The organism is Zhengella sp., assembly GCF_041397485.1.
GTDB lineage: Bacteria > Pseudomonadota > Alphaproteobacteria > Rhizobiales > Rhizobiaceae > Zhengella.
Genome location: NZ_JAWKWO010000004.1, coordinates 268,787 through 295,410, shown reverse-complemented (window position 1 = coordinate 295,410; position 26,624 = coordinate 268,787). Strand labels below are relative to the sequence as shown.

26 protein-coding genes, 1 tRNA gene and 1 pseudogene are annotated in these 26,624 nt (G+C 62.2%); 8 read left to right on the top strand and 20 right to left on the bottom strand.

Features of this window, described 5'->3' with window-relative positions; translation table 11 throughout:
* Positions 1-140 precede the first annotated feature (140 nt).
* Both R3D65_RS13880 and R3D65_RS13875 read left to right on the top strand, forming a co-directional pair.
* The gene (locus tag R3D65_RS13880; protein ID WP_371275835.1) at positions 141-1,547 is read left to right on the top strand and encodes an alginate export family protein; all 1,407 of its coding nucleotides are present in this window, start codon (positions 141-143) and stop codon (positions 1,545-1,547) included.
* Complete coding sequence (locus R3D65_RS13875) at positions 1,528-2,868, top strand: serine hydrolase domain-containing protein (protein ID WP_371275834.1); 1,341 nt, start codon at positions 1,528-1,530, stop codon at positions 2,866-2,868. The genes R3D65_RS13880 and R3D65_RS13875 overlap by 20 nt, the downstream gene beginning before the upstream one ends.
* Positions 2,869-2,928: 60 nt before the next feature.
* Here R3D65_RS13875 and R3D65_RS13870 read toward each other — a convergent pair whose 3' ends face one another.
* Positions 2,929-3,222 (bottom strand): transposase, encoded by a 294-nt coding sequence (locus R3D65_RS13870; RefSeq protein WP_371275833.1) that lies wholly within the window; start codon positions 3,220-3,222, stop codon positions 2,929-2,931.
* A complete protein-coding gene (locus R3D65_RS13865; protein WP_371275832.1) occupies positions 3,177-3,860 on the bottom strand; it encodes a transposase in 684 nt (227 codons plus the stop codon). Before R3D65_RS13865 ends, R3D65_RS13870 begins: the two co-directional genes overlap by 46 nt.
* 306 nt (positions 3,861-4,166) lie before the next feature.
* Between R3D65_RS13865 and R3D65_RS13860 the strand changes: the two are divergent.
* Positions 4,167-5,028 (top strand): annotated as a pseudogene (locus R3D65_RS13860) (IS630 family transposase); the annotation flags it as partial.
* On the opposite strand, the gene R3D65_RS13855 reads toward R3D65_RS13860, so the two are convergent.
* From R3D65_RS13855 to R3D65_RS13810, 10 genes are all read right to left on the bottom strand, one after another.
* On the bottom strand, positions 4,960-5,238 hold the full coding sequence (locus R3D65_RS13855; RefSeq protein ID WP_371275831.1) for a hypothetical protein: 279 nt from the start codon (positions 5,236-5,238) through the stop codon (positions 4,960-4,962). The pseudogene R3D65_RS13860 and the gene R3D65_RS13855 sit on opposite strands and share 69 nt — an antisense overlap.
* Positions 5,239-5,549: 311 nt before the next feature.
* Positions 5,550-7,019 (bottom strand): hypothetical protein, encoded by a 1,470-nt coding sequence (locus R3D65_RS13850; protein WP_371275830.1) that lies wholly within the window; start codon positions 7,017-7,019, stop codon positions 5,550-5,552.
* Positions 7,016-7,498 carry an acetyl-CoA carboxylase biotin carboxyl carrier protein subunit gene (locus tag R3D65_RS13845; RefSeq protein ID WP_371275829.1) on the bottom strand — a complete coding sequence of 161 codons (483 nt, stop codon included), beginning with the start codon at positions 7,496-7,498 and terminating at the stop codon, positions 7,016-7,018. The genes R3D65_RS13850 and R3D65_RS13845 overlap by 4 nt, the downstream gene beginning before the upstream one ends.
* Complete coding sequence (locus R3D65_RS13840) at positions 7,495-8,871, bottom strand: acetyl/propionyl/methylcrotonyl-CoA carboxylase subunit alpha (protein WP_371275828.1); 1,377 nt, start codon at positions 8,869-8,871, stop codon at positions 7,495-7,497. The genes R3D65_RS13845 and R3D65_RS13840 overlap by 4 nt, the downstream gene beginning before the upstream one ends.
* 4 nt (positions 8,872-8,875) lie before the next feature.
* Entirely contained in the window at positions 8,876-9,232 is a 357-nt protein-coding gene (locus R3D65_RS13835) for a biotin/lipoyl-containing protein (RefSeq protein ID WP_371275827.1), read from the bottom strand.
* Positions 9,229-10,293: a hypothetical protein gene (locus R3D65_RS13830; protein WP_371275826.1), complete on the bottom strand. Its 1,065-nt coding sequence runs from the start codon at positions 10,291-10,293 to the stop codon at positions 9,229-9,231. The genes R3D65_RS13835 and R3D65_RS13830 overlap by 4 nt, the downstream gene beginning before the upstream one ends.
* A gap of 27 nt (positions 10,294-10,320) precedes the next feature.
* Entirely contained in the window at positions 10,321-11,385 is a 1,065-nt protein-coding gene (locus tag R3D65_RS13825) for a mandelate racemase/muconate lactonizing enzyme family protein (protein WP_371275825.1), read from the bottom strand.
* A complete protein-coding gene (locus R3D65_RS13820; RefSeq protein ID WP_371276042.1) occupies positions 11,382-12,467 on the bottom strand; it encodes an ABC transporter ATP-binding protein in 1,086 nt (361 codons plus the stop codon). Before R3D65_RS13820 ends, R3D65_RS13825 begins: the two co-directional genes overlap by 4 nt.
* Positions 12,468-12,477: 10 nt before the next feature.
* A complete protein-coding gene (locus R3D65_RS13815) occupies positions 12,478-14,163 on the bottom strand; it encodes an ABC transporter permease (RefSeq protein ID WP_371275824.1) in 1,686 nt (561 codons plus the stop codon).
* A gap of 138 nt (positions 14,164-14,301) precedes the next feature.
* Positions 14,302-15,279, bottom strand: a complete 978-nt coding sequence (locus tag R3D65_RS13810) for an ABC transporter substrate-binding protein (protein ID WP_371275823.1) — start codon at positions 15,277-15,279, stop codon at positions 14,302-14,304.
* A 389-nt stretch (positions 15,280-15,668) separates the two neighbouring features.
* On the opposite strand from R3D65_RS13810, the gene R3D65_RS13805 reads away from it, so the two are divergent.
* Positions 15,669-16,466 carry a GntR family transcriptional regulator gene (locus R3D65_RS13805; protein ID WP_371275822.1) on the top strand — a complete coding sequence of 266 codons (798 nt, stop codon included), beginning with the start codon at positions 15,669-15,671 and terminating at the stop codon, positions 16,464-16,466.
* A 322-nt stretch (positions 16,467-16,788) separates the two neighbouring features.
* Positions 16,789-17,673, top strand: a complete 885-nt coding sequence (locus tag R3D65_RS13800) for a hypothetical protein (RefSeq protein ID WP_371275821.1) — start codon at positions 16,789-16,791, stop codon at positions 17,671-17,673.
* Positions 17,674-17,697: 24 nt separating this feature from the next.
* On the opposite strand, the gene R3D65_RS13795 is transcribed toward R3D65_RS13800, so the two are convergent.
* The 3 genes from R3D65_RS13795 to cpdR all read right to left on the bottom strand — a co-directional run bounded on the left by R3D65_RS13795 (position 17,698) and on the right by cpdR (position 19,737).
* Positions 17,698-18,717: a GSU2403 family nucleotidyltransferase fold protein gene (locus R3D65_RS13795; protein WP_371275820.1), complete on the bottom strand. Its 1,020-nt coding sequence runs from the start codon at positions 18,715-18,717 to the stop codon at positions 17,698-17,700.
* Between the two features lie 440 nt (positions 18,718-19,157).
* Positions 19,158-19,232 (bottom strand) — tRNA-Val (locus R3D65_RS13790).
* A gap of 142 nt (positions 19,233-19,374) precedes the next feature.
* Positions 19,375-19,737 carry a cell cycle two-component system response regulator CpdR gene (gene cpdR / locus R3D65_RS13785; RefSeq protein ID WP_099306048.1) on the bottom strand — a complete coding sequence of 121 codons (363 nt, stop codon included), beginning with the start codon at positions 19,735-19,737 and terminating at the stop codon, positions 19,375-19,377.
* A 194-nt stretch (positions 19,738-19,931) separates the two neighbouring features.
* On the opposite strand from cpdR, the gene R3D65_RS13780 reads away from it, so the two are divergent.
* Positions 19,932-20,837, top strand: a complete 906-nt coding sequence (locus R3D65_RS13780) for an N-formylglutamate amidohydrolase (protein WP_371275819.1) — start codon at positions 19,932-19,934, stop codon at positions 20,835-20,837.
* 203 nt (positions 20,838-21,040) lie between these two features.
* On the top strand, positions 21,041-21,835 hold the full coding sequence (gene hisN, locus R3D65_RS13775; RefSeq protein ID WP_371275818.1) for a histidinol-phosphatase: 795 nt from the start codon (positions 21,041-21,043) through the stop codon (positions 21,833-21,835).
* 37 nt (positions 21,836-21,872) lie between these two features.
* On the opposite strand, the gene R3D65_RS13770 is transcribed toward hisN, so the two are convergent.
* The gene (locus R3D65_RS13770; RefSeq protein WP_371275817.1) at positions 21,873-22,847 is read right to left on the bottom strand and encodes an alpha/beta fold hydrolase; all 975 of its coding nucleotides are present in this window, start codon (positions 22,845-22,847) and stop codon (positions 21,873-21,875) included.
* A 448-nt stretch (positions 22,848-23,295) separates the two neighbouring features.
* On the opposite strand from R3D65_RS13770, the gene R3D65_RS13765 reads away from it, so the two are divergent.
* On the top strand, positions 23,296-23,763 hold the full coding sequence (locus R3D65_RS13765) for an Hsp20 family protein (RefSeq protein WP_371275816.1): 468 nt from the start codon (positions 23,296-23,298) through the stop codon (positions 23,761-23,763).
* 63 nt (positions 23,764-23,826) lie between these two features.
* Here R3D65_RS13765 and R3D65_RS13760 read toward each other — a convergent pair whose 3' ends face one another.
* From R3D65_RS13760 to R3D65_RS13745, 4 genes are read right to left on the bottom strand one after another with little or no spacing between them, the layout of a single operon-like run.
* Positions 23,827-24,426, bottom strand: a complete 600-nt coding sequence (locus R3D65_RS13760; RefSeq protein ID WP_371275815.1) for a DoxX family protein — start codon at positions 24,424-24,426, stop codon at positions 23,827-23,829.
* Position 24,427: 1 nt separating this feature from the next.
* Positions 24,428-25,219 (bottom strand): putative DNA-binding domain-containing protein, encoded by a 792-nt coding sequence (locus R3D65_RS13755; protein WP_371275814.1) that lies wholly within the window; start codon positions 25,217-25,219, stop codon positions 24,428-24,430.
* On the bottom strand, positions 25,206-26,120 hold the full coding sequence (locus tag R3D65_RS13750) for a DUF692 domain-containing protein (protein ID WP_371275813.1): 915 nt from the start codon (positions 26,118-26,120) through the stop codon (positions 25,206-25,208). The genes R3D65_RS13755 and R3D65_RS13750 overlap by 14 nt, the downstream gene beginning before the upstream one ends.
* Before the next feature lie 38 nt (positions 26,121-26,158).
* Positions 26,159-26,497, bottom strand: a complete 339-nt coding sequence (locus R3D65_RS13745) for a DUF2282 domain-containing protein (protein ID WP_371275812.1) — start codon at positions 26,495-26,497, stop codon at positions 26,159-26,161.
* Between the last annotated feature and the right edge of the window lie 127 nt (positions 26,498-26,624).

Below are 26,624 nucleotides of genomic sequence, written 5' to 3'. Positions count from 1 at the left end.
TCAAACAGTTGGAAGTCTAAGGGCGAGGGATGGCAGTGAAGAAAACCCGCAGACCGGCTGCGCTTCCATTCCGGGCAGGGGGACGGCTCGGATCATCTGCAATCCGCGGCAAGCGTCTGGCCATTCATGGAGCACTGGCATTGGTCTTTCAGACCGCCCTTGCAGCCGTGGCGCAGGCGCAGGTAGCGGATCCGATGCTGCTTTACGATGAAAACGGGACCACCGTGCGCGGACATCTGCAGTTCGGTCTGAACGCTGTGTCGGAACGAAACTTGTTCTGGGATCTGTCGAACACGTTCGCTCCGGCGTCCGGCTTCGATCCCGACGCGGATTGGCTTGAAAGCTATCTCAAGGCCGGGCTGAGCTTCGAGAGCATGCTGGATGGCGGGTTGGCGCTGTATGGAAAGGCCTCAGCCGTGGTATCCCATACGCTTGGGACGGACGCCTATGACTTCCGCAATACCGGTCGCGTGACGCTGGAGGAGGCCTATCTCGGGCTGCGGATGCGGGGGGACGGGCAGGCCGGTTTCGATGTTTCGGTTGGCCCGCGTGAACTGAAACTGGGCACGGGCATGCTGATCGCCAATGGCGGTTCGAGCGGCTTTGAGCGCGGCGCGTTGAAAATGGGGCCGCGCAAGGCCTGGGAAATGGCTGCGATCGGGCGGATCTTCAGCGACGGGCTGACCGGCACCGCGTTCTACATCGACCCGAACGAGCGGCCCGCCAATGACGGCAGGAACGAACTGGCCGGCCTGGACCTGCGCTTCGATGCGGAGGAGGGCGGCTTCCTCGGGGTCACCTATCTCAACGTCCTGAACTCCCTTTCACCCTACATACAGGCTGCATCCGGCGGCACCGGGGCGCCGACCGTCCTGCCGGGCGCGCGCGAAGGGACCAATGCACTGAATTTCTATGCCAGGACGAGCCCGTTTTCCGGTCCGCTGAGGAACTGGACGTTCGCGGCCGATTTTGCCTACGAGTGGAACACTCGGATAGACCTCGATGCATGGGCAGGCCGGGTGCAGGTCGGCTACGCGTTCCCGGATCTGCCATGGTCGCCAAGCCTCACCTATTCCTACCAGGCGTTCTCCGGCGACGATCCCAATACCGCGGCGCTGGAACGGTTCGACCCGCTCTATTATGAAGGTTCACCCAGCGCCTGGGCGACCGGTTCAAAGTCGTCGATGGTCTTCATCAATTCCAATGTCCAGGCGCATGGACTGGCGTTGCGCATGCAGCCGACGCCCCGGGATACGGTCACCCTGCGCTATTCCCATATCCGGGCCATGCGGCTCAACAGTCCGATCCAGTTCGGCCAGGCAACGCGGGTGCAGACGACAGGCGGGACGGCGAATGTCATCGCCGGAGTTACCCATCCGCACCTGTCCGACGATCTGTTTCTTGAATACAGCCGCATCATCAATCGCAACACATTCCTGACGGCGGGCGTCAGCGCCGCCTTTCCGGGGAAGGGCATCCGGAATGTGGTTGGAGGCCGGGTTCCGGCCTGGACGGGAGGGTTCCTGAATGTCGTCGTCAACTTCTAGGCTTGCCACCGCCTGCGTGTCGCTCTGCCTTGCCTTCGCCATGCCACCGGCTGCCGCCGCGCAAACCGCGCCGCTTTCCGCGCAGGAGTCGGATCCGCTGGTCATGGGATGGATGCAAGGGTTTCCGCCGCCGGCGGACAAGCTGATCACGCAACCCGATTCCAACTATTTCAGCTTTCCAAAGCTGCGGTGGTCGGTCTGTCACCTTCGCGAGTTCCTGCCAACCGAAGAAATCAGCCGTGGCCTTGGTGCGCCGGTTCCGCTTGATTACCTGCCACCGGCGGCCTTCAGCGACATGGCGCGCCGGATCGATGCGCTGACCTTCATGCCGCTCAATGACGAGAAGCCGATGACTTTCGAGGAATCGCTCTATGCCAACTACACCGACGGGATGCTGATCATCCACAAGGGCGAGGTGGTCTACGAGCGTTACTTTGGCTGCCTGGAGGAAGACGGCAAGCATGCGATCATGTCGATGACGAAGTCGATCACCGGGTTGCTGGCGCAGATCCTGGTCAGCGAGGGCGTGCTGGACGATACGCGGCTGGTGCGTGACATCATTCCCGAGATCGGCACCAGCGCCTTTGCGAACGCGACCATCCGCCAGGTGATGGACATGACGACCGGGGTCAAATACTCGGAGGATTATTCAGACCCGAACGCCGATATCTGGCTCTATTCGCGCGCCGCCAGCCCGCTTCCGAAGCCGGAAGATTACAAAGGCCCGGACGGTTACTGGGAATACCTGCAGCAGGTCGAGCCGGAGGGCGAACACGGCGACGCGTTCCACTACAAGACGATCAATTCCGACATGCTGGGATGGATCATCAGCCGCGTGACCGGCAAGGCGGTGACCGACCTTGCCTCCGAGCGGCTGTGGCGGCCCATGGGCGCCGAGCAGGATGCCTACCAGACGGTGGACGGCAAGGGCGTTCCGTTTGCAGGCGGTGGCGTCACGGCCGGCCTTCGGGACCTTGGACGGCTCGGATTGCTGATGCTGAACGAGGGTGAGATCAACGGCAAGCGTCTCTTCCCGGCGGAGGTGGCGCGGACAATTGCCGCGGGCGGCGACCAGTCCCTTTTCGCCGGATTCCCTACCATCCCGAATGGCAGCTACACGAGCCAGTGGTGGGTCTTTCACAACAGCCACGGCGCCTATGCCGCACGCGGGGTTCACGGCCAGACTATCTACGTCGATCCCGAAGCGGACATGGTGCTGGTCCGATTGGCTTCCTATCCGCGGGCGCAGAACGGGTTCATCGATCCGACTTCGCTGCCGGCCTATCAGGCGGTCGCCGAATTCCTCATGAAGCGCGATTGAAAGGGGCTTCCTGTCCCACACCGTCATCGATGGCGGCATGATCTAGAGTATCCGTATTGATCAAGCTGGATTTGGCGCCCATTTCCTATCCTGTTTTATGAGTGTGTTTGCCAGCTCGATGAGCTTTCGCATGATAGCCGTTAAAGCGACTTTTGCTGGCTTTCCGGCTTTGCGCATCGCATTGTATTTCTGTTTCATGTCTGGATTGAAGCGGGTAGCGACGAGTGCGGGCATGTAGAGCGCGTCACGCAGGAATTTACGGCCACCCTGAATGAAGGCCTTGCCTCGCCATTGGCCCGATTGTCGGGTCATCGGGGCGAGCCCGGCAAGGCTGGCGGCTTGTTTGCGGTCCATCGCGCCGATTTCCGGGCACTCGATGAGGATGGTGGCTGCAACAACGGACCCCGGGAATGGCCGGGAATGGATTGCAGGATGTCGAGGGAGCGGGCCTGATCCCGCGACAGCCTGCTGGCGATCTCGGCGTCGATGGCTTTGAGCTGCCTGTCGAGCAAAGCCAGCTGCACTTTCGCCTGACGTCTGAGCAGGGAGAGCGTCTGGGTGGCAAGCCGGTTCTTCAGCCGCGTGCGCGCTTTGATCATGGCGGTGCGCGCGACCTGCAACTGTTTGAGATCATGGTGATCTTCGCTGGCAGGGCTGTCCGGTTGCAGATCCAGCGCCTCGCCCATCAAAGCCAGTACATGCGCGTCAACCGCATCGGTCTTGGCACGGGTTCCGCGGGCCTGGGCAAAGCGGCGGGCCTGTAACGGATTGACCTTCACCAAGGGCAGATCGCCAGAGCAGCGTTTCTCAAGCAGGCCATGATAAGCCCCCGTTGCCTCGTAGATCACCAGATCGGGCTGACTTGAACCGACCCAGCGCTTGAACGCAGTCAATCCCGCCGCCGAGTTCTCGAACCGGGCTGTCTGACCGGTCGCCGGACGGCAAACGTCAAGATGGGCTTTTGAGATGTCGATACCGATGCTATCTTTCATGGTCTTCGCGTGTCCTATGCTTGTCATGCAGGGCCAGAAGCCGCTGCGTATCCGTTCAGGCCTCATGCGAAGACGGTGGCCGATCACACTCTAGAACGGTCCATCGACGTCACTGTCCATGACCAAGCCGTTCGCGATCCAACCACCGCCACTGCCTGCCGTTTGAGCCGGCGGCAGTGGCTCCACCTTCGCAGAGAAGGCGGAAGAATCATAAGACAAGCACGTCCGTCGTCGGTTGAATCGCTGACGGGGTGACATGACGCTACGGTTCTGATTCAAACGCTCCAACCATGGAGGGTGATTTGGATGGGCCGTTCATTGAGCCACGATTTGCGTGATCGCGTTCTGAAAGCTTCGAAGGGCGGGCTCTCGGCCCGTAGATGTGCGGAACGATTTGGCGTCGCTGCTTCGACGGCAATCCGTTGGATTGACCGCGCCGCAAAAGGCGAGACGAAACCGCGCAAACCAGCAAGACGCGCCTCGCGTCTGGACGCACACGAAGCCTTCATCGGCGCCATGATCGAGGAACGCAAGGACATCACGCTTGACGAAATGGTGGTGTGCCTCGCCGATGAGTGCGCCGTGAAAATCGGACGATCGGCGCCTGGCTGCGCTCGCGCGGTTGGACATTCAAAAAAAGACCGGACATGCATTGGAGCAGGAACGTCCGGGTCTGCTGAGGCAGCGCCAGGAATGGTTCGATGATCAGCTTGATCTCGATCCGGAAAAGTTGGTGTTTATTGACGAGACCGGGCTCAACACGAAGATGGCGCGCATTCGCGGCCGTTCCCTGAAAGGCGAGCGCTGCCGGGCAGGTATCCCTCACGGCCATTGGAAAACGACGACATTCACCGGCGCTTTGCGTCTGACCGGCATGACAGTGCCCATGGTGCTCGACGGCGCCATGAACGGCACAGCATTCCTCGCCTATGTCAGCCAAGTTCTGGCGCCAACGCTCTCGCCCGGCGATGTCGTCATCATGGACAATCTGCCAGCGCACAAAGCCAGCGGCATCCGGGAGGCTATAGAGATAACTGGGGCAACGCTGCGATACCTGCCGCCATATTCGCCGGACTTCAACCCAATCGAGAACGCATTCTCAAAACTCAAGGCGCTGCTGCGGGCCAGAGCCGAACGGACAATCGACACCCTGTGGACCGCCGTCGGCCTGTGTCTTGTCGCGCCGGAGCGCATTTGAATCACCGCTCCATACAATCTTGCCGGTCTCGATGACGAAATGTCGGTCGGCGAGGGGAAGAAGCGAGGCGATGTTGTTTTCGATGACAAGCAAGGACAGCCCTTCGGCTTTCAGGTCGCTAGTGATCTGCTTGCGGATGATGGGCGCCAGACCTTCCGTCGCCTCGTCGAGCACGATCATCTCTTAGTTGCGTCATCAGTGCCCCTGCACATGGCAAGCATCTGCTGCTTGCCGCCAGACAAAAGCTGGCCCTCGCTTCAAAGCCGTTCCTTCCGGCGAGGGAAGTAGCGAAGATCCGGTCGGCCGTCCACGGTCTGGAGGACTGGATGGCGGAGCGCATCGAGGGGAGCAGGTTGTTTTTTACCGTCAGTCCTTGGAAGATCTGTAGGCCTTGGGGCACCTGTCCGAGACCGAGGCCTGCGATCCTATCAATGCGCAGGCGGCTCAACGCCTGTCCGCAGAACAAAAGCCGAGGGGTTATGACACTGGCTTCAGCTGTTTCTCACCTTGAGGTTCAGGGAATCGCCGAGCGCCACCTCAACCTGCGACAGGTTTTTGCGCGCCATCAGTTCTTCGGCGAGATAGACCACCGGATGGAGGCGCGGCCGGTCGATGATCGGCTTGCGGTTGGCGCGGTAATCCTGATAGGCGGCGGGGTGCAGGAACAGGAATGTCAGCAGATCCTCGTCTGACTCGAACGGTCCGTGCTCTGCCCGTATCTTTGGAATTAGCGGTTCATCCAGCCCTTCCAGCGGGTCGATCTCCGGCAGGCCGTTGGCCAACCGGTCACGCACGTCCTGGTCCATCTCGGCGATGGTCTGGCCGAACCCGCCGCGCGCGTATATGCGCAGTGCATCGGGCGGGTTGGCGTAGCGCTCGCCCTGGATCACGTTCATGACTGCCTGCACGCCCACGAATTGCGAGAATGGCGTCGACATGTGCGGATAGCCCAGTTCCCGGCGCACCCGGCCGGCCTCTTCCAGAACCTCCGGCAAACGGTCTTCCAGGCCTCGGTCCTTCAGTTGCTGAACCAGGTTGGAAATCATTCCTCCCGGGATCTGGTGGCCGACATAGCTCTGGTAGAAGGCGGGATCGAAAGGCTTTTCCTCGCTTGGCTTGCGGCCCTCCTGGTAGGTCACCCAGTAGAACCAGTCGTCGATCTCGGCCAGAGCGGCATCATCGACATCCACCTCGAAGCCCTCTTCGCGGGCCATTTCGACAATGTCGCCAGCCCATGGCAGGGCCGATCCCCAGGCCAGCGGCCGTGCCGCTGTCCAGATCACGTTGGCGCCTGCGCGGATCGCTTCACGGCAGGCGCCTCGTCCCAGGCCGCCGGTGGTGTGGCAATGGAAATGCAGGTCCATGTCACCAATCGCGCCGCGCACCGCTGCGACCGACGATTTCGCCCGCTCCGGCGTCATCACGCCCGGAGAATCCGAAAGGATCAGTCCATCAACCTCGCGCTCCGCGATTTCGCGCGACTTCGCGGCCAGATACGCATCCGTGTGGGCCGGGCTTTCGTTCCAGCCAAGCAACACCTTCACGTCGAATCCCAGCCGCCGGCCCTCGCCGAGAAAATAGTCCATGTTGCGCAGGTCGTTCAGCCCGTCGAACAGCTTGAAACTGTCGACGCCGTTTCGCATCAGTGTTTGCAGGAAGAGCGTCTGGACGTCGTAGGGTTGCGCTTTCCACCCCCAGAGATTGCGCGCCCTTACGAGCACGTCAAACCGCGTATCGGGCATCCGCCGTTTAAGCAGCCGCATCCTTTCCCACGGGTCCTCATGAAGGAACATCGCCGCAGTCTCAAAGCTCACGCCGGCTGCGACGCAGACGGTATCGAATCCCGCCCGTCCAATCGTATCAGCGATTGGCAGCATGCTTTCAGTGCGCATCCGCGTCGCCCAGAGCGATTGCTGGGCATTACGCAGGGTTTCATCGAGCAGCTTGATTTTCCGGGTCATGGCCTGGCCTCGATCAGCATCAGGATATCGTCCTTGGCCACCGTGTCCTGGTTGGCGACGGCGATCGCCACCACCTTGCCGTCGCAGGGCGCGGTGACCGCGGTAAACAGCTTCATCACTTCGACAATGCCGACCTGATCGCCCTCCTTCACTTCCTGGCCCTCTGTCACGAATGGCGGCTGACCGGGAGCCGGCGCAGCATAGAACATCCCGCCCATCGGCGCACTGACCGGGATCGCATCGGGGTGTTCGGATGCAGCATCCGAACGCGCAACGGGAGCTGCCGGCCCGGTTTCTCGTGCTACTGCCGACACGGAAACGGGCTTCGCGCCGATACCGGGTCGCGCTTGCGTGGATCTGCCTCCTTCTCGCTCTACCGACAGGCGAAGGTCTCCCATCGTCAGTTCAAGCGCGACGCTGTCCGAAATGTCGATCAGTTCAAGCAGTCGCACAACGTCCCGATAGGTCAGTTCGCTCATTCCCGTTTCCCTTCCATTTCCGCCCTGAAAGCCGGATCCTCGAGCACCGTTTCCACCCAGCGCGTGCTCACTTGCCCTGTGTGGAACTCGGGGCGGTCGATCAGCGCGCGCAGGAAATTCAGCGTGGTATCCACGCCGCTCTGCCGGAACCCGTCCAGCGCAGCACGCATGCGTGCCAGTGCATCGCCGCGATCGGCTCCGACAACGATCAGTTTCGCCAGCATGGAGTCGTAGAAAGGTGGCACCACGTATCCCGGTTCGCAGTGGGTATCGACGCGGATTCCGTCGCCCTTGGGAGGTTGCCAGGTCACGATTTCGCCGGGGGAGGGGCGGAAGCCCTGCGCCACGTCTTCGGCGTTCACACGGCATTCGATGGCATGCCCGGTCAGGTGGATGTCGTCCTGCTTCAGGTCCAGGGGCGCGCCGTCGGCGATGCGCAACTGCTGTTGAACCAGGTCGACACCGGTCAACATCTCGGTCACCGGGTGTTCAACCTGGATGCGCGTGTTGACCTCCAGGAAGAAGAAGTCGTCGGTGTCCTGATCGTAGATGAACTCGACCGTTCCGGCACCTTCGTAGCCGACAGACGAGGCAAGATCGACAGCAGCCTGCCGCATGCGGTGGATCACGGCAGTCGGCACATGCGTCGCCGGGCCTTCCTCGACGATCTTCTGGTGCCTCCGCTGCAAGGTGCAATCGCGCTCGCCGAGGTGCACGACATTGCCGTGCCGGTCGCCCAGCACCTGAACTTCAATGTGCCGCGCCTGGCCGACGAAACGCTCCGCGTAAAGCGTATCGTCGCCGAAAGCCGCTCGTGCCTCGGCCCTCGCGGTTTCAAAGGCGCTTGCGAGCCGGCTCCTGTCGCGGACCACTTGCATTCCACGCCCGCCGCCACCGGCTGAAGCCTTCAGCAGGAGAGGCAGACCAAGCTCCTCCGCCGCAACTTGCAGGTCGGCATGGGTTTCCAACCGGTCCCGCCCCGGCACCACCGGAACACCTGCCGATAGGGCAATGCGGCGAGCGCTGATCTTGTCACCAAGATCGCGGATGGTCTGGCCGCGTGGCCCGACAAAGGTAATCCCTTGCTCCACACAGAGATCAGCCAGATCGGCGTTCTCCGCCAGAAAGCCATAGCCGGGGTGCAGCGCGTCACAGCCGGTGCCCAGCGCAGCAGTCACGACGGCATCGACATCCAGATAGCTTTTGCTCGACGGTGCCGGGCCTATGCAAATCGCCCGTGTCGCCATTCTTGCGGGGATCGCGTCGCGGTCCGCCTCGGATACGCCAATCACGGTCTCGAGCCCGGCTTCCCGGCAAGCGCGGATGACCCGCACTGCGATCTCGCCCCGGTTTGCGACAAAGACACGCTTCATCGCTCTACCTCGTATCCACGCGGAGCTCGGCCAGCCGGCCGCCATACTCGACGAAGGCGCCATCGGCCACTGGCAGAGCTGAGACCACCCCGGCTATTGCGGTGTGGACAACGGTTTCGGCCCGGACCGACTTGATCCGTCCCAGTTCGTCACCCTGATTCATGCTGTCGCCTTCGGATTTGGAAGCCCGAAAGATGCCAACGCCCGGTGACGCAACGGTTTCTATAACACCCCGCGCAGGCATTCGGGCGCCCAGCCGCAGCCGCGTCGAGCCGAATGCCAGTTCCAGCTCGACGCAACCGCTCTCCTGGAAGACTTCGATCAGGCGCCGGACATCCGGGTCGGACAGACCCGCACTCATACCTTGATAATCCCGTTTTCGGCTATGACGTGAGTGTCGTCCACGACCATGGTGACCCGGTCGCAAATCGCCTCGTAGCGCAGGCAGCTCACCACCTCGCCCCGGTCGGCTCCATGGCCAATACCCAGGTGCATGGCGCCATAGCGCTTTTTCTCGCTGCGCATGTTTCCGGTGTGAGGCGGGCATTTCCGGTTGGTGCCGATCGAGATCTCGCCACCCATCACCCAGGAATTCTCGTCGCCATATGTCTTGAGATAATCACGGATCTGGTCGGCCTCGTGGCCACCAGAGATGTGAGTGACCCGGCCGTTTTCGATCTCGACCCGCACCGGATCGCGCCAGTGCCCCGCCGGGTGCTGGCCGGTCTGCTCCCACACCACCAGGCCGTTGGCCGTGCCGCCGGCTGGCTCGACATGGAATTCGCCGAACGGCCAGGTGCCGGGGCTCAGACCGAAGCGTCCGGTGGCCGCATCGCGTTCGAAAGGGATCGCTCCCCAGCGCCGTGTCAGTGCGCCGGGCGGGTAACCGGTGATATCCGCGCGAAGGTCGGTGCCTGCCGCAGTCGTGACATGGATCGTCTTGCCCGCGTCGCAGATTTCGCCCATGCGGCGTTGGAGTTCGCACATCTCTTCAACGTCGTCGGCGTTGCACGAACCGCCGCCGTCGATCAGAATCTCCTGGTTGATCTCTTCCCACAGCCAGACCGGCGTCTTTCCCTTGGCACCGCCTTCCGAACGGATCTGGCGCAGGCCTGGCGTGCCACTGTTGAGGGCGGTGGTCGTCAGCGCGATCACGACGTCGGCCTCTTTCGCAGCACCTATGGCCATCGGTGATGGATCGGCACAGTGATAGGCCCGCTTGGGGTAGAGGCACAGGCAGGCCTCGGCACCGCGCGCATGCAAAGAACCCATCATGGCTTGCCAGATCAGCGGATCCATCTGGTCGTCAGTAAGAATGGCGAAACGGTCGCCCTCCCGCACATTGCGAAAGGGATACTCAAAGGATTTCATCATCGAAACCAGACGGGTGGCTGGTGTGCCGTAGCGCGAAATCGCTTCCATTCTTTTTATCTCCTTCGTGGTGCTGCGTTACACAGCCATGTCAGGCGTCAAACCAAGCCCCGGCGTCTCAGGCAGCTTGCGCCGACCGTTCACGATGGGGCTCAAATCCGCGCTGTCACGGGCAAAGTGCTGGCTGAGGGAAAAGCCGCAATCAGGAATTGGACGCGGCAATAGCGCCGCCAGATGATGGCCGCCCATTGTCCCGATGGCGGATTCGATCGGGCCGGTCATGACGGCAAGCTTGCCTGCCGCGGCTGCGCATCGGATCATGTCGAGTTGCCTGTCGGGTCCGCCGGATCGCGGCATCTTGAAGATGAACACGTCGACCGCGTCGAGCTCCAGCAACCTCTCCATGTGACTGCGGCTCTCGACCGGATTGTCCCAGGCAAGTGGTATGGCTGGTCCGGACCGGTGCAGAGTAGCCATGTCCTCGAAAGTCGCGGAATGGGTGTCCAGCGGATCTTCGACATAGTCGATGCCGAAGGTCGCGAAGGCCTCCATATTGCGCAGTGCCGCATCTATGCTCTTCCAGGCGTCGTTCGGATCCAGCCGGAAGCGGAAGTCGGGGAAAGCGTCGCGCAGCGCCCTGACCCGTTCAAGGTCGCGCGCCACGTCGGCAAAGCATTTGATCTTGAAAGTGGTCATGCCTTGATCGGCATAGGCCTGCCCTTGGGCGATCACGTCTCCGGGCGCGTCCTTATTGATCAGCCCGTTGATTGGAACCTCGTCTGCCGGTGTTTCGCCAGGACCAGCCAGGTAGTGCGCCAGCGGTTGTCCGGCCTGCATTGCCCGCGCCGACAACCATGCACTTGCGATGCCGTTTCGCTCGCGATTATGGAGGTTCAAACGGTCGACCTGTTCCAGAAGATCATCGCTTCCCAGGTTCAGGCCTGCGAACTTGTCAGCGAGTTCATTGGCGAGCAGCCGCCAGTCCCGTGTCACATGCGGGCCATAGGCGACCTCACCCCAGCCCCCCGCACCGTCAAGCGATACCTGGATCAGGATGCCGCTCCGGCTGTCGTGGTCGCCTTTGGCCCAACGATAACGGGTCTTCAGGGGCAGCGTGTAAGGCATTGTCTTGATAAAATTCACAGGCTTCCCTCCAGCAGAACACAGGTTTCGGCCGAAAGGTGAAGCGTCACCGCCGTGCCTTCGGGCCTGATCCGGGCCGAGGGACGATGGACGGGAACCACCATGTCCCCGACCTCGACGTCATATTCCACGGACTTGCCGGAAAATGTCGCGCGGCGGATGGTGCCGTTGACGCAATTCTCGTCCGGTATCGTGGTTCCCTCTTCGAACATGCCGATATGTTCGGGGCGGATCATCAGGATGCTTCCCTTGCGCGCTCCTGCTCCGCGGATGCGCAGCGGCCCCAGCGCCGTCTGCGCCAGCGCTTCCTCACCGTTCATCTGCACATCGCGCGCCTCGAGGAAGAGCGCATTGCCTAGAAAGCGCGCGGTCTCTACGCGATGAGGGCACAGGTAGAGCTGTTGTGGTGTTCCCAGTTCGAGGATGACGCCACCTTCCATGAAGGCGATCCTGTCGGACATCGACAGTGCTTCTTCCTGGTCGTGAGTGACATAGATCGTGGTCTGACCCAGCCGCTCCTGGAGATCGCGCAGTTCGGCGCGCATCAGGTCGCGCAGCTTGGCGTCCAGGTTGCTCAACGGTTCGTCCAGCAAGAGCAGCGCAGCATTCTTGATCAGAGCCCGGGCGAGTGCCACGCGTTGCTGCTGTCCGCCTGAAAGCATCGTTGCGGGTCGTTCAGCGAAGCCGCCCAGGCCGACCAGTTCCAGCGATTCTGTCACCTTCTTGCCGATCTCTGCCCGCGGCCGGCCGGCGGCTTCAAGCGGAAAGGCAACATTTTGCGCCACGCTCATGTGTGGCCAGATCGCGTAGGACTGGAACACCATCGAGGTGTCACGGGCATGCACCGGCATCAGCGTTCGCGTTGCCGAATTGAACACGTCCTTGCTGTTGATCGCGATCCGCCCCGATGTTGGGGTTTCCAGACCGGCGATAGAACGCAGCGTTGTCGTCTTTCCGCACCCGCTGGGTCCGAGCAGTGTGAAGAATTCGCCTGCGGCCACGCTGAAAGACTGGTCCTTGACTGCCACATAGAGGCTGTCGCCGCTCCCGTATTCAACGCGTAGCTTTTCGATTTCCAGCATCTGCACCGTGCTATTCTCCCACTCCGCTGAACCGGCCCTTGCGCACAAGCACCTGCCACAAACCCACGACGAGGATCATTGCAGCGACCAGCCACACGCCGACCGCCGCGGCCTTGGTCGGCTCGCCGCCGGTCCAGTAGCCCCAGAGCAGCACCGGCACCGTCTTGTTATCCAGGCCTTGCAACAGCAGCGCGCTGGTCAGTTCGCGCATACAATGCGCCAGAACCCAGATCCAAACCGCCAGGATTGCAGGCAGAGTCAAAGGCATGATGATGCGTCGCATCACCCGACCCCAGCGCGCGCCGCTGACCATAGCCGCCTCTTCCAGCTCCGAATGCAGCTGGATCATCACCCCGTTGGTGGCCCGGCTGCCGAAGGACAGGTAATTCGTCGTGTAGGCGATCACGATGATCCAGATCGTTCCGTAGATCGGCAGGAAGCTGAAGCTGAGATAGACATAAAGCAGCGCTACCCCGATCATCGTGCCGGGAATGGCGATAGGCAGGAAGGCAAGGAAGTCGATGGTCTTGCGCCCGACCGCCTTCGAGCGCACGACCACCCAGCTCACAAGCACCGACAGGATTGCCACCAGGGTCGCTGCCACCAGGGCAATAATGATCGTGTTCTCTGCCGCCTCGAGCGCGCGCCGATTGTGGAAGAACGCATAATGGTTGGCCAGCGTCATCTGCGGGATCATCTTGGCCGACACTTTTGACTGATAGGGCATCATCGATGTCCAGATCAGGATCGAGATTGGTGCCACCGTGACGAGGAAGAAATAGAGGCTGACGAAGCCGAAGGCCGGCCAGCGCCAGCGCTTCAAGCGAAATGGCCGGATACGATAGCCCTTGCCGGTGACGGTGACATAGCTGCTCGCCCGTCGGGTTGCCCTCTGATAAGCCCAGGCCAGAGCCAGCAGCGTGACCAGGAAGAACATCGCCATCGCGCTGATAAGCCCGTATTCGGCCATCCCGCTTGGCGCATCGTTGGCGAGGTAGACCACCTGGCTCGAGAGAACGAAGATGCCGACCGGCATGCCGATCGTGCCTGGCACGTCGAAGACGAGGAAGCCGACCATCAGGAGAAAGCCCGCGGCGGCCAGGATTGATGGCAGCAACAGCGGAATCAGAACCCTACGCAACATGAACGGCAGCCGTGCGCCGCTAACCGCAGCAGCTTCCTCCAGGTTCGGGTCCATGTTGCGAAAAGCTGGCGACAGGATCAGGAAGGTCGATGGCACCAGTGACAAAGACTCCACGAAGATCATGCCGGTCAGCGAGTAGATGTTGAAGGGTGCTTCGCCGAGGCCGAATATGCCCTGCAGCACGTCGTTGAAGAACCCGGTGCGCGGGCTCAACAGCATCACCCAGCCGATCGCCAGCAGCATGGGTGGCGTTGCCATCGGCAGAATGATCATTACGCGCACCAGTCCGCGCGCCGGCAGGTCGGTTCGCTCGACAAGCCAGGCCATGATGATGCCGATCGACAGCGCGCCGAGCATCGAGCCCACGGCAAACTGGAAGGTCGTCCAGGCCAGCTTGTAGAATTCGGAATTGGCATAGGTCTTGATATAATTGCTGAATGTCCAGCCGGGATCGAAGGGCAGCCCGCTGGCTTTCAGGCTGCTGATCAGCAGGATCACCAGAGGCACGACGACCAGATAGCCAAGCAACGCGCCCAGGAGCAGCGTGGGCATCCATCTTCCAGCTGCGGACGATATTCTCATGTCGTGGGAGTCCTCTTGCGGGAAAGGGATGCTGGAGCCGGGCAGGAGGCTGGGTGCGCGCGACCGGCGCGCACCCGAAATGCAGAATGGGCTCTGAGGTTCTTACGCTCAGCGCGCGTCGCCGACCTCGGCCAGGATCTTGTTGAAGCGGTCGCCAATCGCCGAATATTCAGCTGTTTCTTCCGCTGGCCACTCACTGGTGTCGACCTTGCTCACCAGTTCATGTGTCTTGGTGCCAGGCAAGATCGCGCTACCGCGATTGGTTGCCTCTTCATAAGCCTTTGCGCCTTCCGGCGAGACCAGCCATGCAAGCAGAACCTTCGCTCCGGCCTGGTTCGGTGCATCTTTGGAGATCGACGTGAAGATCGTGTGCATCGGTGTCGGGTCGAGTGCCTTTACACCGAGTGGTGCGCCTGCCTTCAGCGGCGGCTGTGCCGTGTGATAGAAGCCGAGCGCGAGCGCGACTTCACCGGCTGCGACCTGCTGAGCCAAAGGGAAGGTCGATTTGAACAGCAGCGGCTTCAATGCCACGAACTTGTTCAGCAGTTCCTCGGCCCGATCTTCCCCCATTTTCTTTGCCAGTTGCGCGAAGGCCGCAGCCCGCACCCACGACCCCATCTTGCCCGTCCACTTCGGGTCCGCCATGTCGTCCCAGGAATTCGGAACGTCGGCGTCATCGACCAGGGTCTTGTTCCAGATCACCGCATAGACCGATGCGGCGGTGGCAACGGTGAAGTCGGTGGGCGTGAGGTCTTTCGGAATGCCCAGCGTGGTGTAGTCCATGTTCAGAAGGATGCCCCGCTCATTGAGCGACCAGGTATGTGCTGCGCCGCCGGTGAGCAGATCGGCGGTATGGCCGCGCGCTTCCACCTCCTGAATGGCCCTGGCACCGAGCTGGTTGCCACCAGTCAGGCGCACGTGGCGCACCTCGATATCCGGATATGTCGCGTTGAAGGCGTCAACGATCTTGTCGGCCTGTTCCTCGGGCGAACTTTCATACCAGATCACCGCCGGTCCATTGGCAGCTTCCCTGGCCAGGTCCTCCATCATGTCGGCCCAACTTGTATGCGGCCATGCCAGCAGCATGGCTCCTGCCAGGCCGCGCAAAAATGTCTTTCGCGAAATCATCATCGTGTCCTCCCTGATGTCGGGCCCTTGCAAGCCCCTGACTTCCGGCCGCCTGTTGCGGATCGCCCCCGCAGCTCCCGACCGACTTGCAACCGGAATCCATCATCCGGCCCTTGCCGGGCAAAATGCCCGCAATTACGCAATCAACCTGGAACGGCGCCCCTCGAACCCAGCGCTACTCCGGCGAATTGCGCTCATGATTTTTCGATAATGCATGCAAAATTCGAGTTGGCAAGCCGAAAAGTCGAAGCGAAACGATCATTCACAGCCTCGATCCGATCTGCTATCAAAATATGCATGCAAAACAGTCCGCTTCGATTTCCGCACTGAATGGAGACCCAGCCCGCATGCCAAGAACGCTTCTTGAGGAAGTCACACAGAACCTGCGCGAGAAGGTTCTTTCGGGAACCTACGAACCCGGGCTTAAGTTGCGCGAGGTTGCCTTGGCGGAGGACCTGAACGCGTCGCGCACGGTCATCCGGCTTGCCCTCGGAGCGATCGCACAGGAAGGCCTTGTCGAGGGGCAGCCCAATCGCGGCTTCAGCGTTCGCGCGTTCACCATCGACGAGGTGGCGGACGCCATTGAGGTTCGCGGCAATCTTGAAGGCATGGGCGCACGCCTTGCTGCCGAGCGTGGCCTGAGTGATGCGCATGCTGCCATCCTGCGTGATATCCTTGCCCGGATGGACGCGCTGATGCTCAATGGTTTCTCGGCCCTTGCCAGCCGCACCGAATGGATCGAACTCAATTCCGACCTGCATGACACGATCATCGCGGCCTCCGGCAGTTCCACCCTCAAGCCCCTGATCGAACACTTGTCTCGGATCCCGCTGGTGTCATCTCGTGCACTGGTCTTCGACACCATCGATACGGACCGGTCGATCCGCCAGATCCGTGCTTCGCATGATGATCATCATGCTGTGGTGGAGGCTATCCTTTCGCGACAGGGCACCCGGGCCGAGTGTATCATGCGCGAACACGCTTTGCGCAGTTGCCGAAACAAGCGTGGAAGCTTTGAGGCGATGCAAACGTCCCATCTGCAACCGGAAATCCCGGGCATTGCACTTGTTCGAGTCCCGTCGGCGAAATACAACGCCAGCCGTCAGGTAACCAAAGCAAGGGGTTCGTCGCGGTTTTCTGTATAGACCCGGCTCCAGTGCGATAGCGAAGTTATGCGCAGGCTACCGACAGGTGGTTCCAAACCGTCGGTGGCGCCCCAACGTATCCCCTTGGCAGACGCGGGTTTCCCGGGACTTCGACGTGCCGACGTCGCGGGATCCGGCGCATGGGCGCAGCGCCCTGGTTCCTGGGCGCCGACACCGAGTCAACCTTTCCCGGGTGCGGGATGAAGCCCCTCATGAGGGCGCGCCGTGGTCAACTTGCATTAAATGGTTTGCCCATTCACACTAATGGCATCTGGCTGTCGATTTGCCACTTCAAGACAACGAAAAGGTGAGAGGTGCGCCAGTGGAACACGTCTACAAGGAAAAGACGCTGCAATTGGCAGCAATCGGCTGGTTGAGTGAGCACAAGGGCTACGCTGAACTCGCTGGCGATGTGGAAGCCACCGGTGACCGGATGGACAGCATCGGCCTGCTTGAGGGCGTTGTCATTGCGGTCGAGGTCAAGCCGGCAGTCTACGGTGGCATGACCAGATTCAGAGATGATCGAAGTGGCTCACTCGAAGCAAAGATTGCCGCGACGATCGGTGGTCTCATTCGGGGTGTCCAAGACCGCCAGCTTGAGATCATCCGCAAGCACTGGCTTCCGTCCGAACCACCCGAAATCGCAATTCTCGCGGGTCACTATACGGATTCAGGACTGGCGGAATTGAAAGCCATGCTGGAGGAACGTGGGACAGGCTGGTGCTTCAACTCTCGCATCTGGCGGTGGGATGGTTTGCAGGTCGAGACACTGTTTCGCTTCGACAGAGCGCGCGTCCCGGGAGACTGGCAGCAGGTATCCGTACCCGCAATGGTCGGCATGCAAAGACGGCGGCCTGCGCCATCAATGGACGAATTCAGGCAGATCGCCGAGCAGGCCGGCTATGGTGACACGTTCGAGGCCTTCCTGCACCATGCCCGCGAAGGAAATTACCGTGTCAGCCGACTCATTTCGTGCGTCAACATCAGGGGACCTGCGAAGTCGGGCCTGGTCATTTCGGTATTTCTGGACGGGATCTACGGCGACAAGGGCATCAACGCCGGTGTCGATGCAGCCCGAATCGAGCGGGCTAAGGGAGAGGATATGCCGGGGGAATGGGCGCCCCGCATGGGCTATATGAACACCAATCGCTATTTCAGATCACCCGAGGATGTTGCCCATCTCTTTGCCAGGATTCGTCCCGCCTGATGACGGCGAGCATAATCAGTTGGATCAAGCCAGCGCCGCGAGCCGCTCCGCTGTCTCGGGCATCCGCTTCAGGCTTGCGTTGATCCGGGCGCGCCAGCGGACGCCACGCGACAAGGCATCCTCATAGGCTTCGGCAAGCTCGTCCGGGCGGTCATCGGCGAGAACTGCCACAAGGAAGGCGGCCTGGGCGCGGTCCTTGCGGGACTTCAGCTGGTCGGGCCCGCCCTGGCGCCGATCGGCCACGATCAGCTTGTGGATTGCAAATCGCTCTGGCCGGGGCACCTGCACCAGAACACCTGACCGATAGAGGGCAATGGCGGGAATGGGGTCCTTGAGCAGGAAGTTAAGGTAGTTAAGGGCCTGGGCACTCACGCCGAGGGCGGGCAGCGGCTTGACGGTTTCTTCGCCGAAGGCCGGCGTCAGGAACTCGACCATGGCCCCGGTGTGGCTCTGGCGCCACCTCCAGACCTGACGGTCGTTCACACCCGGAACCGGATCGAACTTCAACTGCTTGAGGATGTCTCCGGGTGCGTCCTCCACCTTGTCCTCCAAGGCGACCGAGAGCCGTTCGAAGCTGGCGACGTCGATGTCACCGGTTTGGGCCAGCTCTTCATAGTCCATGCGCACCCCGAGCTCGCCCTGGTAAAGCCCGTAGGCGGTTGTTCCCACGATGGTGCCGCCGAGCCGGAACATGCCGGTCCGGGAAAAGGCGAGAAGCAGGGAGCCGGTCTCGCGATCAGTCGCGATAAACGCCTCTGCGCGCAGGATCCTGGTAAGCCTGGTCATGGCCTTGCGGCGTGCCTGCGATTCGCTTTTCAGCGCTTGTGCGCGCTCCAGGCGATCCCGCAGGTCCGGTTTGTCCTCGCCGAGATAGCGGCTCTTCATCTCGGAGCCGATTCGAAAGCGCTCATAGAGGTAGGTTCGCCCGTTGCGCCGGCGTTCCTCGACAGAGCCGACCAGCTCGGATGCCTGCTCGTCGAAATGCAGGCGAAGCAAGTCCTGGTAAGCCACCATGGCAGGGCGGCTGTGTGAGACGATCTTCATGTCACCTGCTCACCTTGAATGTGTGCATCAAAATATTGTTTGCTGCACATTGAATCAAGTGTGCAGCAGGAGAAATTATGATGCACACAACGGACGCCAACAAGCGAAGCCGTCCGGTGGTCGAAGTGGTGGCACGGCCATCGGTTGACGCTCGTGCGGTCTAAGCCTTTTTCAGCACCCGCCGCAGCAACTGCACGCATTTCAGCGTGGGAGCAGGATCACGTCCATCGGATATCAACCGCAAGAACGCGATCCACGCCTTCCCGTTTCGCTCAATCGCGAATTCGTCATTTCCCGAAGATCCCCCTGATCGCCGCTTCCAGGGAAAGAAGACCTGCAAGACCAACAGCATGGCGTGAACACGGCAAACCGTGTCTGTGACGACCAAGTTCCGTGGCCCTTGGGGACCACGTATCTTGGGTCTAAGTCTTTGAAAAGGATGGTGGGCGTGACAGGGATTGAACCTGTGACCCCTACGATGTCAACGTAGTGCTCTCCCGCTGAGCTACACGCCCATCCGTGGAGCGGCATAGACCACAAAGGGGGTGTGTCCGTCAATAGGGTTGCAGCGCAAAAAACGATGCGCCGGCAAGGCAATAAAAAACCCGCGCAAGGCGCGGGCCGGGCATGCTTGTGCGGATGCCGGATGCAGCCGTTTCAGGCTGCTTCCAGCATCTTGGACACCTCGGCGACAAGGTCGCGCAGGTGAAACGGCTTGGACAGGATGCGCGCATCCTTCGGCGCCTTGGAATCGGGATTGAGCGCCACGGCGGCAAAACCGGTGATGAACATGACCTTCAGGTCGGGGTCGATCTCGGTGGCGCGCCGGGCCAGTTCGATCCCGTCCATTTCCGGCATCACGATGTCGGTCAGGAGCAGGTTGAACGGTTCCTCGCGCAGGCGCTCGAATGCCGAAGCGCCGTTGTCGAAATCGCAGACATCATAGCCGGCCTTTTCCAGTGCCTTCACCAGAAAGCGGCGCATGTCGTTGTCGTCTTCAGCCAATAGGATGCGCGTCATGGTTCCGTGTCCGTTGGCGCAAGGCCGCCCTTGCGCATATTAACCATCGCTCTTCTATGCCGTGTCGAGGGTAAACATCAAGTGAATGAAATCCGCTTCGCTTTCGCCCGCGCTGCGGACCGGCGGCGTGCCTCCAAGGCTGGACAGGGGGCGTGTGTGCTGCCATTGTCCGGATCCCATCGGACGGAGACGGCATGAAGGACAATTCGAGCAGCGTGGCGGATGACTTCCGGACGATTGCGCCCTTTCATGTCACCATGCCCGCGCGCCAGGGCGTGCCGTTCGTGTTCAATTCGCCGCATAGCGGCCGCCACTATCCCAGGCGCTTTCTCGACATGGTGCGCCTCGACGCGCAGGCCATCCGCCGGTCGGAAGACTGCCATGTCGACGTGCTGTTCCACCATGTCGCGGCCCAGGGCGCACCGCTTCTTTCGGCCAATTTCCCGCGCGCCTATCTCGACGTAAACCGCGAGGCCTTCGAACTCGATCCGAAAATGTTCAGCGACAGGCTGCCGCCTTTCGCCAACATGCGCTCGGTGCGCGTTGCCGGGGGGCTCGGCACCATTCCGCGCATCGTGTCGGAAGGGGTGCATATCTATGACGGCAAGCTGCGCACGGCGGAAGCGCTGCTGCGCGTCGAGCATTACTACAAGCCCTACCATGCACGGCTCCGCCGGCTGCTTCTGACCACCCATGCGCTGTTCGGCTTCGGGATTCTCGTCGATTGCCATTCGATGCCCGCCTCGGTGCGGGTACCCGACAATGGCGCCGGCGCGGATTTCATCATCGGTGACCGGTTCGGCACGTCCGCCAGCCCGGCGCTGAGCGACCATGCCATCGCCCTGCTCAAGGGCATGGGCTATCGCGTGGCCTATAACAAGCCCTATGCCGGCGGCTTCATCACAGAGCATTACGGACGGCCGCAGCGCGGCCTGCACGCGCTGCAGGTGGAGATCAATCGCGGCCTTTACCTCAACGAGGCCAGCTACGAGCCGGCGGCAGGCTTCGATGCGCTGCGCGCCGACCTCGAACGCTTCACCGCCGCGCTTGCCGCCTTGCCGATGGACATGCTGGCGCCGGTGGTGCTGGCCGCGGAGTGATGTGGCGGAAAGGCGAAAAAAAGACCGCGACGCAAGGCGACGCGGCCGAAGTCTAGGGAGGAAACGCCCAAGGAGGGCATGGACAGTCAAACACTGTCCGAATACAGGTTATGTTGCACCGCAAAAAAGTCAACCCGCTTTAACATTCTTTTCACTTGGCCATTGGTGCAAGTATCGGAAGCCTCGGGCTGCCGGATTGCACCATGACCACAAGGACGGAACCGATGCCCGGATTTGCCGATTTCTTCCGCCAAGCCGCCGCCGCCGCCGCGCGCGAGGGGCTGCCCCGGTTTCGCACCGGGCTCACCGTCGACAACAAGCTGGATGCGGGTTTCGACCCGGTGACGGAAGCCGACCGCGCCATCGAGCGGGCGCTGCGCGCGCTGATCCACGCGGCCTTTCCGGGTGACGGTATCCTGGGAGAAGAGGACGGGGCGGAGGGACTTGACCGGGACAATGTCTGGGTCATCGATCCCATCGACGGCACGCGTGCCTTCATCTCCGGCCTGCCGGTCTGGGGCACGCTGATGGGGCTGACGGAAAACGGCGATGCGGTGGCCGGCATGATGGCGCAGCCATTTACCGGCGAACTGTTCTTTGGCGATGAAACCGGCGCCCATTACGAAGGGCCGGGCGGTGCGCGCAGGCTTTCGACCCGCAAGACCGGATCACTGGCCGAGGCCTCGCTCTTCACTACCTCTCCCGCGCTTTACGAAGGCGCCAAGCGGGCGTGCTACGATGCGCTCGAACGCGCGGTTCGCCTGCCGCGCTACGGCACGGATTGCTATGCCTTCGCCATGGTGGCGGCGGGGCATGCGGACATGGCCTGCGAGTGCGGGCTGAAGCCCTATGACATTGTCGGCCTCATCCCGATCATCGAGCAGGCCGGTGGCATCGTCACGCGCTGGGATGGCGGTCCGGCGGAAACCGGCGGCGACATCCTCGCCTCGGGTAATCCGGATTTGCACGCGCAGGCGCTGGCGTTGCTGAACGGCTGAGCGCGGGCGCATGTCGCAGCCTTGCACCAGCCCCTTTTCAGCCGGTTGGTCCGCTGCCGAAAAAGGCCAGCGTGGCCGCCATGAAGGGCGCGCGATAGGCATCGGCTTCCTGCATGATTTCGTGGCGGGCGCCATCGATGGTGATGCATGAACCCGAGCGCATGCGCCGGCCATATTCCTCCACCGCTGAAAGCGGCACGATCTGGTCGGCTCCTGCCGCCACAAGCAAAGCGGGAATACGCAATCCGGCAATGAATTCCGGACTGCTTGCCTGTTCGATGGCTCGCACGGCCGCATTGACCCAGCCTGCCGTCGGTCCGCCGAGCGCCAGTTCCCGGTGCGCATGGTAGAGTGCGCCATTGCGCATGTAGCGGTCGTAGTCGCTGGTCAGCTTGTTGCCCATGAAGGGCGCGATCTCGCGCGGGCGCTTGCCGCCGGCCATGTACATGGTGCCGAGGCCGGCCATTGTCAGCAGGCGTGCCAGGACGGCGATATGGCGCTGGGCGAGGGGGGGGTGGCTGAGTTCGAGCAGCGGGGAGGCCAGAACCATGCGGCGGATGCGGTTGACCATCCTGTCGCTGGCCAGCAATGCGATGAGGGCACCGGTCGAATGGGCGAGAATGTGAAACGGCGCCCTGCAATCGGGCAGGACGACATCGGCGAAGACCTGTTCGAGATCGGTCAGATAGGCGCCGAAATCATCGACATGGCCCTTGAAAGGGTCGCGCAGCAGACGGCTCGAACCGCCCTGGCCGCGCCAGTCGAAAGTGGCGCATTCGTAGCCGGCGGCGGAAAGCTCCGCGATCGTTTCGTAATATTTCTCGATGCACTCGTTGCGGCCATGCAGGATGATGACCGTGCCGCGCAGCGGCTTGCCGGTGGCGGCAAAGCGCGCATAGCGCAGACGTATGCCATCCTGCGTCTCGACGTGGCCGGCCACCGCACCGGCCGGCTGCGGGTTGTCCGGCATGTCGATCAGCAGAGGCTCATCCTGTCGGGTGGCGACATCCATGCATGAGACCGTTCTTTTGCTCCGTCAGCGGCCCGGAATAGTGAGGCGCGGCTGTAAAAGCAAAGAAAATATCGATGAAAGGACAATATCGCGGGCAAATGGGTGGCAGGTCATGCCCCGGCCAAGGGCATGAAGGGGTAACAAGCGGACCCGGGAGGAAGGGACGATACACCCGGGTCCGCTCCGCCATCGGGCCTCGTGAAGCCGTCCGAGCGTTGCAGGCACCATGCCTGCGCTTGCCTGAACGCAGACGGAAGGGGGTGTTCATCTGGCGTTCACAACGCGCGCCGCGGCGCGGTCGGGGCGGCCCTTGAAACCGGTGACGCGGATTCCCAAATGCAGTTTGCAGCCGCCGGGACCGGGGCTGCTGGAGCGCAGCGGAACGCCATAACGGGTTTCAAGTGCGCCACCAAACGCAAACCACGTCGCTTCCCATGGAGGACATACCATGCGTCACGTTGATTTTTCCCCGCTTTACCGCTCGACCGTCGGTTTCGACCGTCTCTTCACCATGCTCGACAGCCTGGCCCAGCCGGACAATGGCCAGACCTATCCGCCCTACAACATCGAGCGCACCGGCGACAACGCCTACCGCATCACCATGGCGGTGGCGGGTTTCTCCGAGGCCGACCTCTCCATCGAGGCCAAGCGCAATGCGCTGACGGTTACGGGCGAAAAGAGCGAAGAGGAGAAGGGCGAGGGCCGTGAATACCTGCATCGCGGCATTGCCGCGCGGTCCTTCGAGCGCCGTTTCCAGCTTGCCGACCATGTCGAGGTCACCGGCGCGGAACTGGTGAACGGTCTTCTGCATATCGATCTCAAGCGCGAAATTCCCGAAGAGATGAAGCCGCGCAAGATCGCCATTGCCGGCGGTTCGGCCAGGGATGCCAAGCAGATCGAGGCCAAGGCAGAGTAAGGCCGGGCTTTTCCTTCAGGTTCACGGGCGGCGCTTCCGGGCGCCGCCTTTTCATGTCCGCCTTCAGGCGAGGCGCTGCGTCATCGTAGTCCGGGCTGCCGCCGTGTTGCGGGCAAGCAAGGCATCGAGCGACAACAGGCCGGCGTCCTTGAAGACGAGCCAGACCAGCGGCACGATCCAGAGCAAGCGCTGGTCGGCGATGACGGCATCGGGAAACCGGTCGAACATTGCGCCGGTGGCTTCCGCGCCGATGTTGTGAAACATGATGTCGACATAGCTCTGGACGGCGATGAAGCCGATCATGCCAAGCGCGGCCAGCCGCGTGGCCAGCCCCAGCACGATCAGCAGGGGCAGGGCGAATTCGGCATAGGTGCCGAAGACAACGATGATCTTCCAGGGAAAGACGGCAACATTGGCCGTGTCATAGCCTGCGGCCTCGATGACCGGCGGCAGCATCTGGTAGTAGGCGCCATCGGCAATGGTGAAGAAGCCGGCAAATCCTGCGCCGACCTTGGTGAGGGCAGAGTTCCGGTAGTAGCCGAACAGCACGGAGGCAAAGGCCAGACGGGCGGCAAGGCCCATCAGCCAGCGGTCGCCGATTGCTTCCAGCCGCCCGAATATGGCGCCATGCAGCCCGGCGGCGCGTTGAATGATCGCGTTCATGTCAGGTTTCCTCTCCATTGTGCCGGGCCACTGCGAGGCCGGAAAATGCGCCGGCGGCAAGCAGCAGGCCAAGGCTTTCCCCCAGTTCCGGCCCGTCCGGCTGCGCCTCTTGTGCGGCGGCGTGGGCTTCTTCCAGAGTCCCGCCCGCGATGAGGGCGAGCGCAAGGGCCGCGGTCGCGTCGTCGATTGTTCTGATCTCGACGGCAAGTCGCGGCCGCGTCACCAGCACCGCCTGCGCACCATCGGGAGATGCCGTGGAACCTGCTCGCCCGGCTTCCATCAGGTGCGCAATGGCGAAGGGCGCGGCGATCACACGGGCAGCGGGATGGGCGGTGAAGTGCGTTTGCGCAAGGGCATCCGGCGGGACGGATGACAGGGCGGCGGCATCCAGCGGTCCGGCGTCGGCGGCATGCCAGGCATCCAGCCAGGCCCGCTCCAGCCGCGCGACATGAGCAAGCCAAGGCATCTGCTGGCGTGCCGGCGCGAAGCCGTCGAGAAAGCCGGCGAAGTCACGCCCCAGGTCCGCCAGGATGGGGGATCGCGGCGGGTTTGTCTCCAGGTAAAGGCGGGCGACATGGGTGAAGCGGTCCATGCCTGCAAGGCCCGCGACAGCGGGGAAGATGTGAGCCATGGCGGTGGTCAGCGAGTGGGCGACATTGTTGCGATAGACGGCGAAGCGGCGCACGGCCTTGCCGCCGCCGCGCTTGGTGACACCGGCGGGCATGGGCGCCAGCGGATCGGCGAGCGCAGCGGCAAAGGCGGCGCGATTCCAGGCGGCGTCAGCGGGCGGCATGGCGCTTGCCCATCAGGAATGTCATTGCGGTCTCGTCCAGGATGACCTGGGCGGCCTCGGCCTCGGCTTTCAGAACGGGCCATTCGGGAACATCGGCATCCCATTCCACCAGCGTCGGCAAGGGTCCTGTCTGGCCGATAATGGTGCGGTAGAGGGACCAGACCGGATCGGAGACAGGCCGGTCGTGGCTGTCGATCAGCAGCGGGTCGCCGTCGTCATCACTCTGGGTGTCGTGGCCGGCCAGATGAATTTCGCCGACATGATCGAGCGGAAAGCGGCCCAGATAGGCCATGGGCGAGAAGCCGTGATTGGTGGCGGAAACGAAGACATTGTTGATGTCGAGCAGGAGCCCGCATCCGGTGCGCCGCACCACTTCGGCAAGAAAATCCGTCTCCTCCCAGTCCGATTCGGCGAACAGGACATAGGTGGACGGGTTCTCCAGCAGGATCGTGCGGCCGATGGCCTCCTGCATGCGGCCGACATGCGCGCAGACGCGGGCCAGCGTGGCATGGGTATAGGGCAGGGGCAGAAGATCGTTGAAGAACACGCCGTCATGGGTGGACCAGGCCAGGTGTTCGGACACGAGCGCCGGCTGATAGCGGTCGACCAGGGCGGCTAAACGGGCAAGATGGTCCTCGTCGAGCGGGTTCTCGCCGCCGATCGACATGCAGACACCATGCAGCGAGACCGGATGACGCTCGCGGATGGCGGCAAGGGCGGCGTGGGGCATGCCGCCCGCGCCCATGTAGTTTTCGGCGTGGACCTCGAAGAACAGGCCGGCAGGCGTGTCTTCCAGGATGGCATCCAGGTGTTGCGGCTTGAAGGAGGCACCGGCCAGGCCGGCAATGGCGTGATCCGGAAACGAAGGCCGCGGGGCCATGGAGAGCGGGAATGCGGTCATGGTTGGCCTCCTGTTTCCGGATCGGCGCCTGTCAGGGATCAGGACTGCGGCAGGTCGCGTTCGAGCGCTTCGAGCGAGCCCATTCGGCCATCGGGCAGCATCGTCTTTTCGCCGGACTTGGCCAGCACCGGCGCCGCGCTCTCGCAGGTGCCTTCCTCGACGAGTGTCCAGGCATTGCCCTGGTAATCGACCTTGGAGGTGCCGGCGCAGGTGGTGCCGGGGCCGGCGGCGCAATCATTCTGGCCGGCAAGCGAAACGCCGAAGCACTTCACATTGGCGGCGTGGGCGGCGCCCGTGGTGCCCACAAGGGCCGCGCCGGAAATGGCAGTGGCGACGGCGCCGGCAAAGAAGGCGGCGTTGAGCTTGGATTTCGACATGGATAACTCCTCTGGCAATGATCTCAGGCCGGCGTCCTGCCGACACGCAAACCATCACCGAAAGGCCGGTCACTTGGAAATAAAGCGGGCGTTATCCCCTGTCACTTGGGCGTGAGCCGGGCGTCAG

Bases quoted from the DNA above. Each gene is read 5' to 3' on its own strand.
- R3D65_RS13875 (WP_371275834.1), top strand. From the start codon at position 1,528: ATGTCGTCGTCAACTTCTAGGCTTGCCACCGCCTGCGTGTCGCTCTGC.
- R3D65_RS13870 (WP_371275833.1), bottom strand. From the start codon at position 3,222: ATGGACCGCAAACAAGCCGCCAGCCTTGCCGGGCTCGCCCCGATGACC.
- R3D65_RS13865 (WP_371275832.1), bottom strand. From the start codon at position 3,860: ATGAAAGATAGCATCGGTATCGACATCTCAAAAGCCCATCTTGACGTT.
- R3D65_RS13855 (WP_371275831.1), bottom strand. From the start codon at position 5,238: ATGATCGTGCTCGACGAGGCGACGGAAGGTCTGGCGCCCATCATCCGC.
- R3D65_RS13850 (WP_371275830.1), bottom strand. From the start codon at position 7,019: ATGACCCGGAAAATCAAGCTGCTCGATGAAACCCTGCGTAATGCCCAG.
- R3D65_RS13845 (WP_371275829.1), bottom strand. From the start codon at position 7,498: ATGAGCGAACTGACCTATCGGGACGTTGTGCGACTGCTTGAACTGATC.
- R3D65_RS13840 (WP_371275828.1), bottom strand. From the start codon at position 8,871: ATGAAGCGTGTCTTTGTCGCAAACCGGGGCGAGATCGCAGTGCGGGTC.
- R3D65_RS13835 (WP_371275827.1), bottom strand. From the start codon at position 9,232: ATGAGTGCGGGTCTGTCCGACCCGGATGTCCGGCGCCTGATCGAAGTC.
- R3D65_RS13830 (WP_371275826.1), bottom strand. From the start codon at position 10,293: ATGGAAGCGATTTCGCGCTACGGCACACCAGCCACCCGTCTGGTTTCG.
- R3D65_RS13820 (WP_371276042.1), bottom strand. From the start codon at position 12,467: ATGCTGGAAATCGAAAAGCTACGCGTTGAATACGGGAGCGGCGACAGC.
- R3D65_RS13815 (WP_371275824.1), bottom strand. From the start codon at position 14,163: ATGCCCACGCTGCTCCTGGGCGCGTTGCTTGGCTATCTGGTCGTCGTG.
- R3D65_RS13810 (WP_371275823.1), bottom strand. From the start codon at position 15,279: ATGCTGCTGGCATGGCCGCATACAAGTTGGGCCGACATGATGGAGGAC.
- R3D65_RS13805 (WP_371275822.1), top strand. From the start codon at position 15,669: ATGCCAAGAACGCTTCTTGAGGAAGTCACACAGAACCTGCGCGAGAAG.
- R3D65_RS13795 (WP_371275820.1), bottom strand. From the start codon at position 18,717: ATGAAGATCGTCTCACACAGCCGCCCTGCCATGGTGGCTTACCAGGAC.
- cpdR (WP_099306048.1), bottom strand. From the start codon at position 19,737: ATGACGCGCATCCTATTGGCTGAAGACGACAACGACATGCGCCGCTTT.
- R3D65_RS13780 (WP_371275819.1), top strand. From the start codon at position 19,932: ATGAAGGACAATTCGAGCAGCGTGGCGGATGACTTCCGGACGATTGCG.
- hisN (WP_371275818.1), top strand. From the start codon at position 21,041: ATGACCACAAGGACGGAACCGATGCCCGGATTTGCCGATTTCTTCCGC.
- R3D65_RS13770 (WP_371275817.1), bottom strand. From the start codon at position 22,847: ATGGATGTCGCCACCCGACAGGATGAGCCTCTGCTGATCGACATGCCG.
- R3D65_RS13765 (WP_371275816.1), top strand. From the start codon at position 23,296: ATGCGTCACGTTGATTTTTCCCCGCTTTACCGCTCGACCGTCGGTTTC.
- R3D65_RS13760 (WP_371275815.1), bottom strand. From the start codon at position 24,426: ATGAACGCGATCATTCAACGCGCCGCCGGGCTGCATGGCGCCATATTC.
- R3D65_RS13755 (WP_371275814.1), bottom strand. From the start codon at position 25,219: ATGCCGCCCGCTGACGCCGCCTGGAATCGCGCCGCCTTTGCCGCTGCG.
- R3D65_RS13750 (WP_371275813.1), bottom strand. From the start codon at position 26,120: ATGACCGCATTCCCGCTCTCCATGGCCCCGCGGCCTTCGTTTCCGGAT.
- R3D65_RS13745 (WP_371275812.1), bottom strand. From the start codon at position 26,497: ATGTCGAAATCCAAGCTCAACGCCGCCTTCTTTGCCGGCGCCGTCGCC.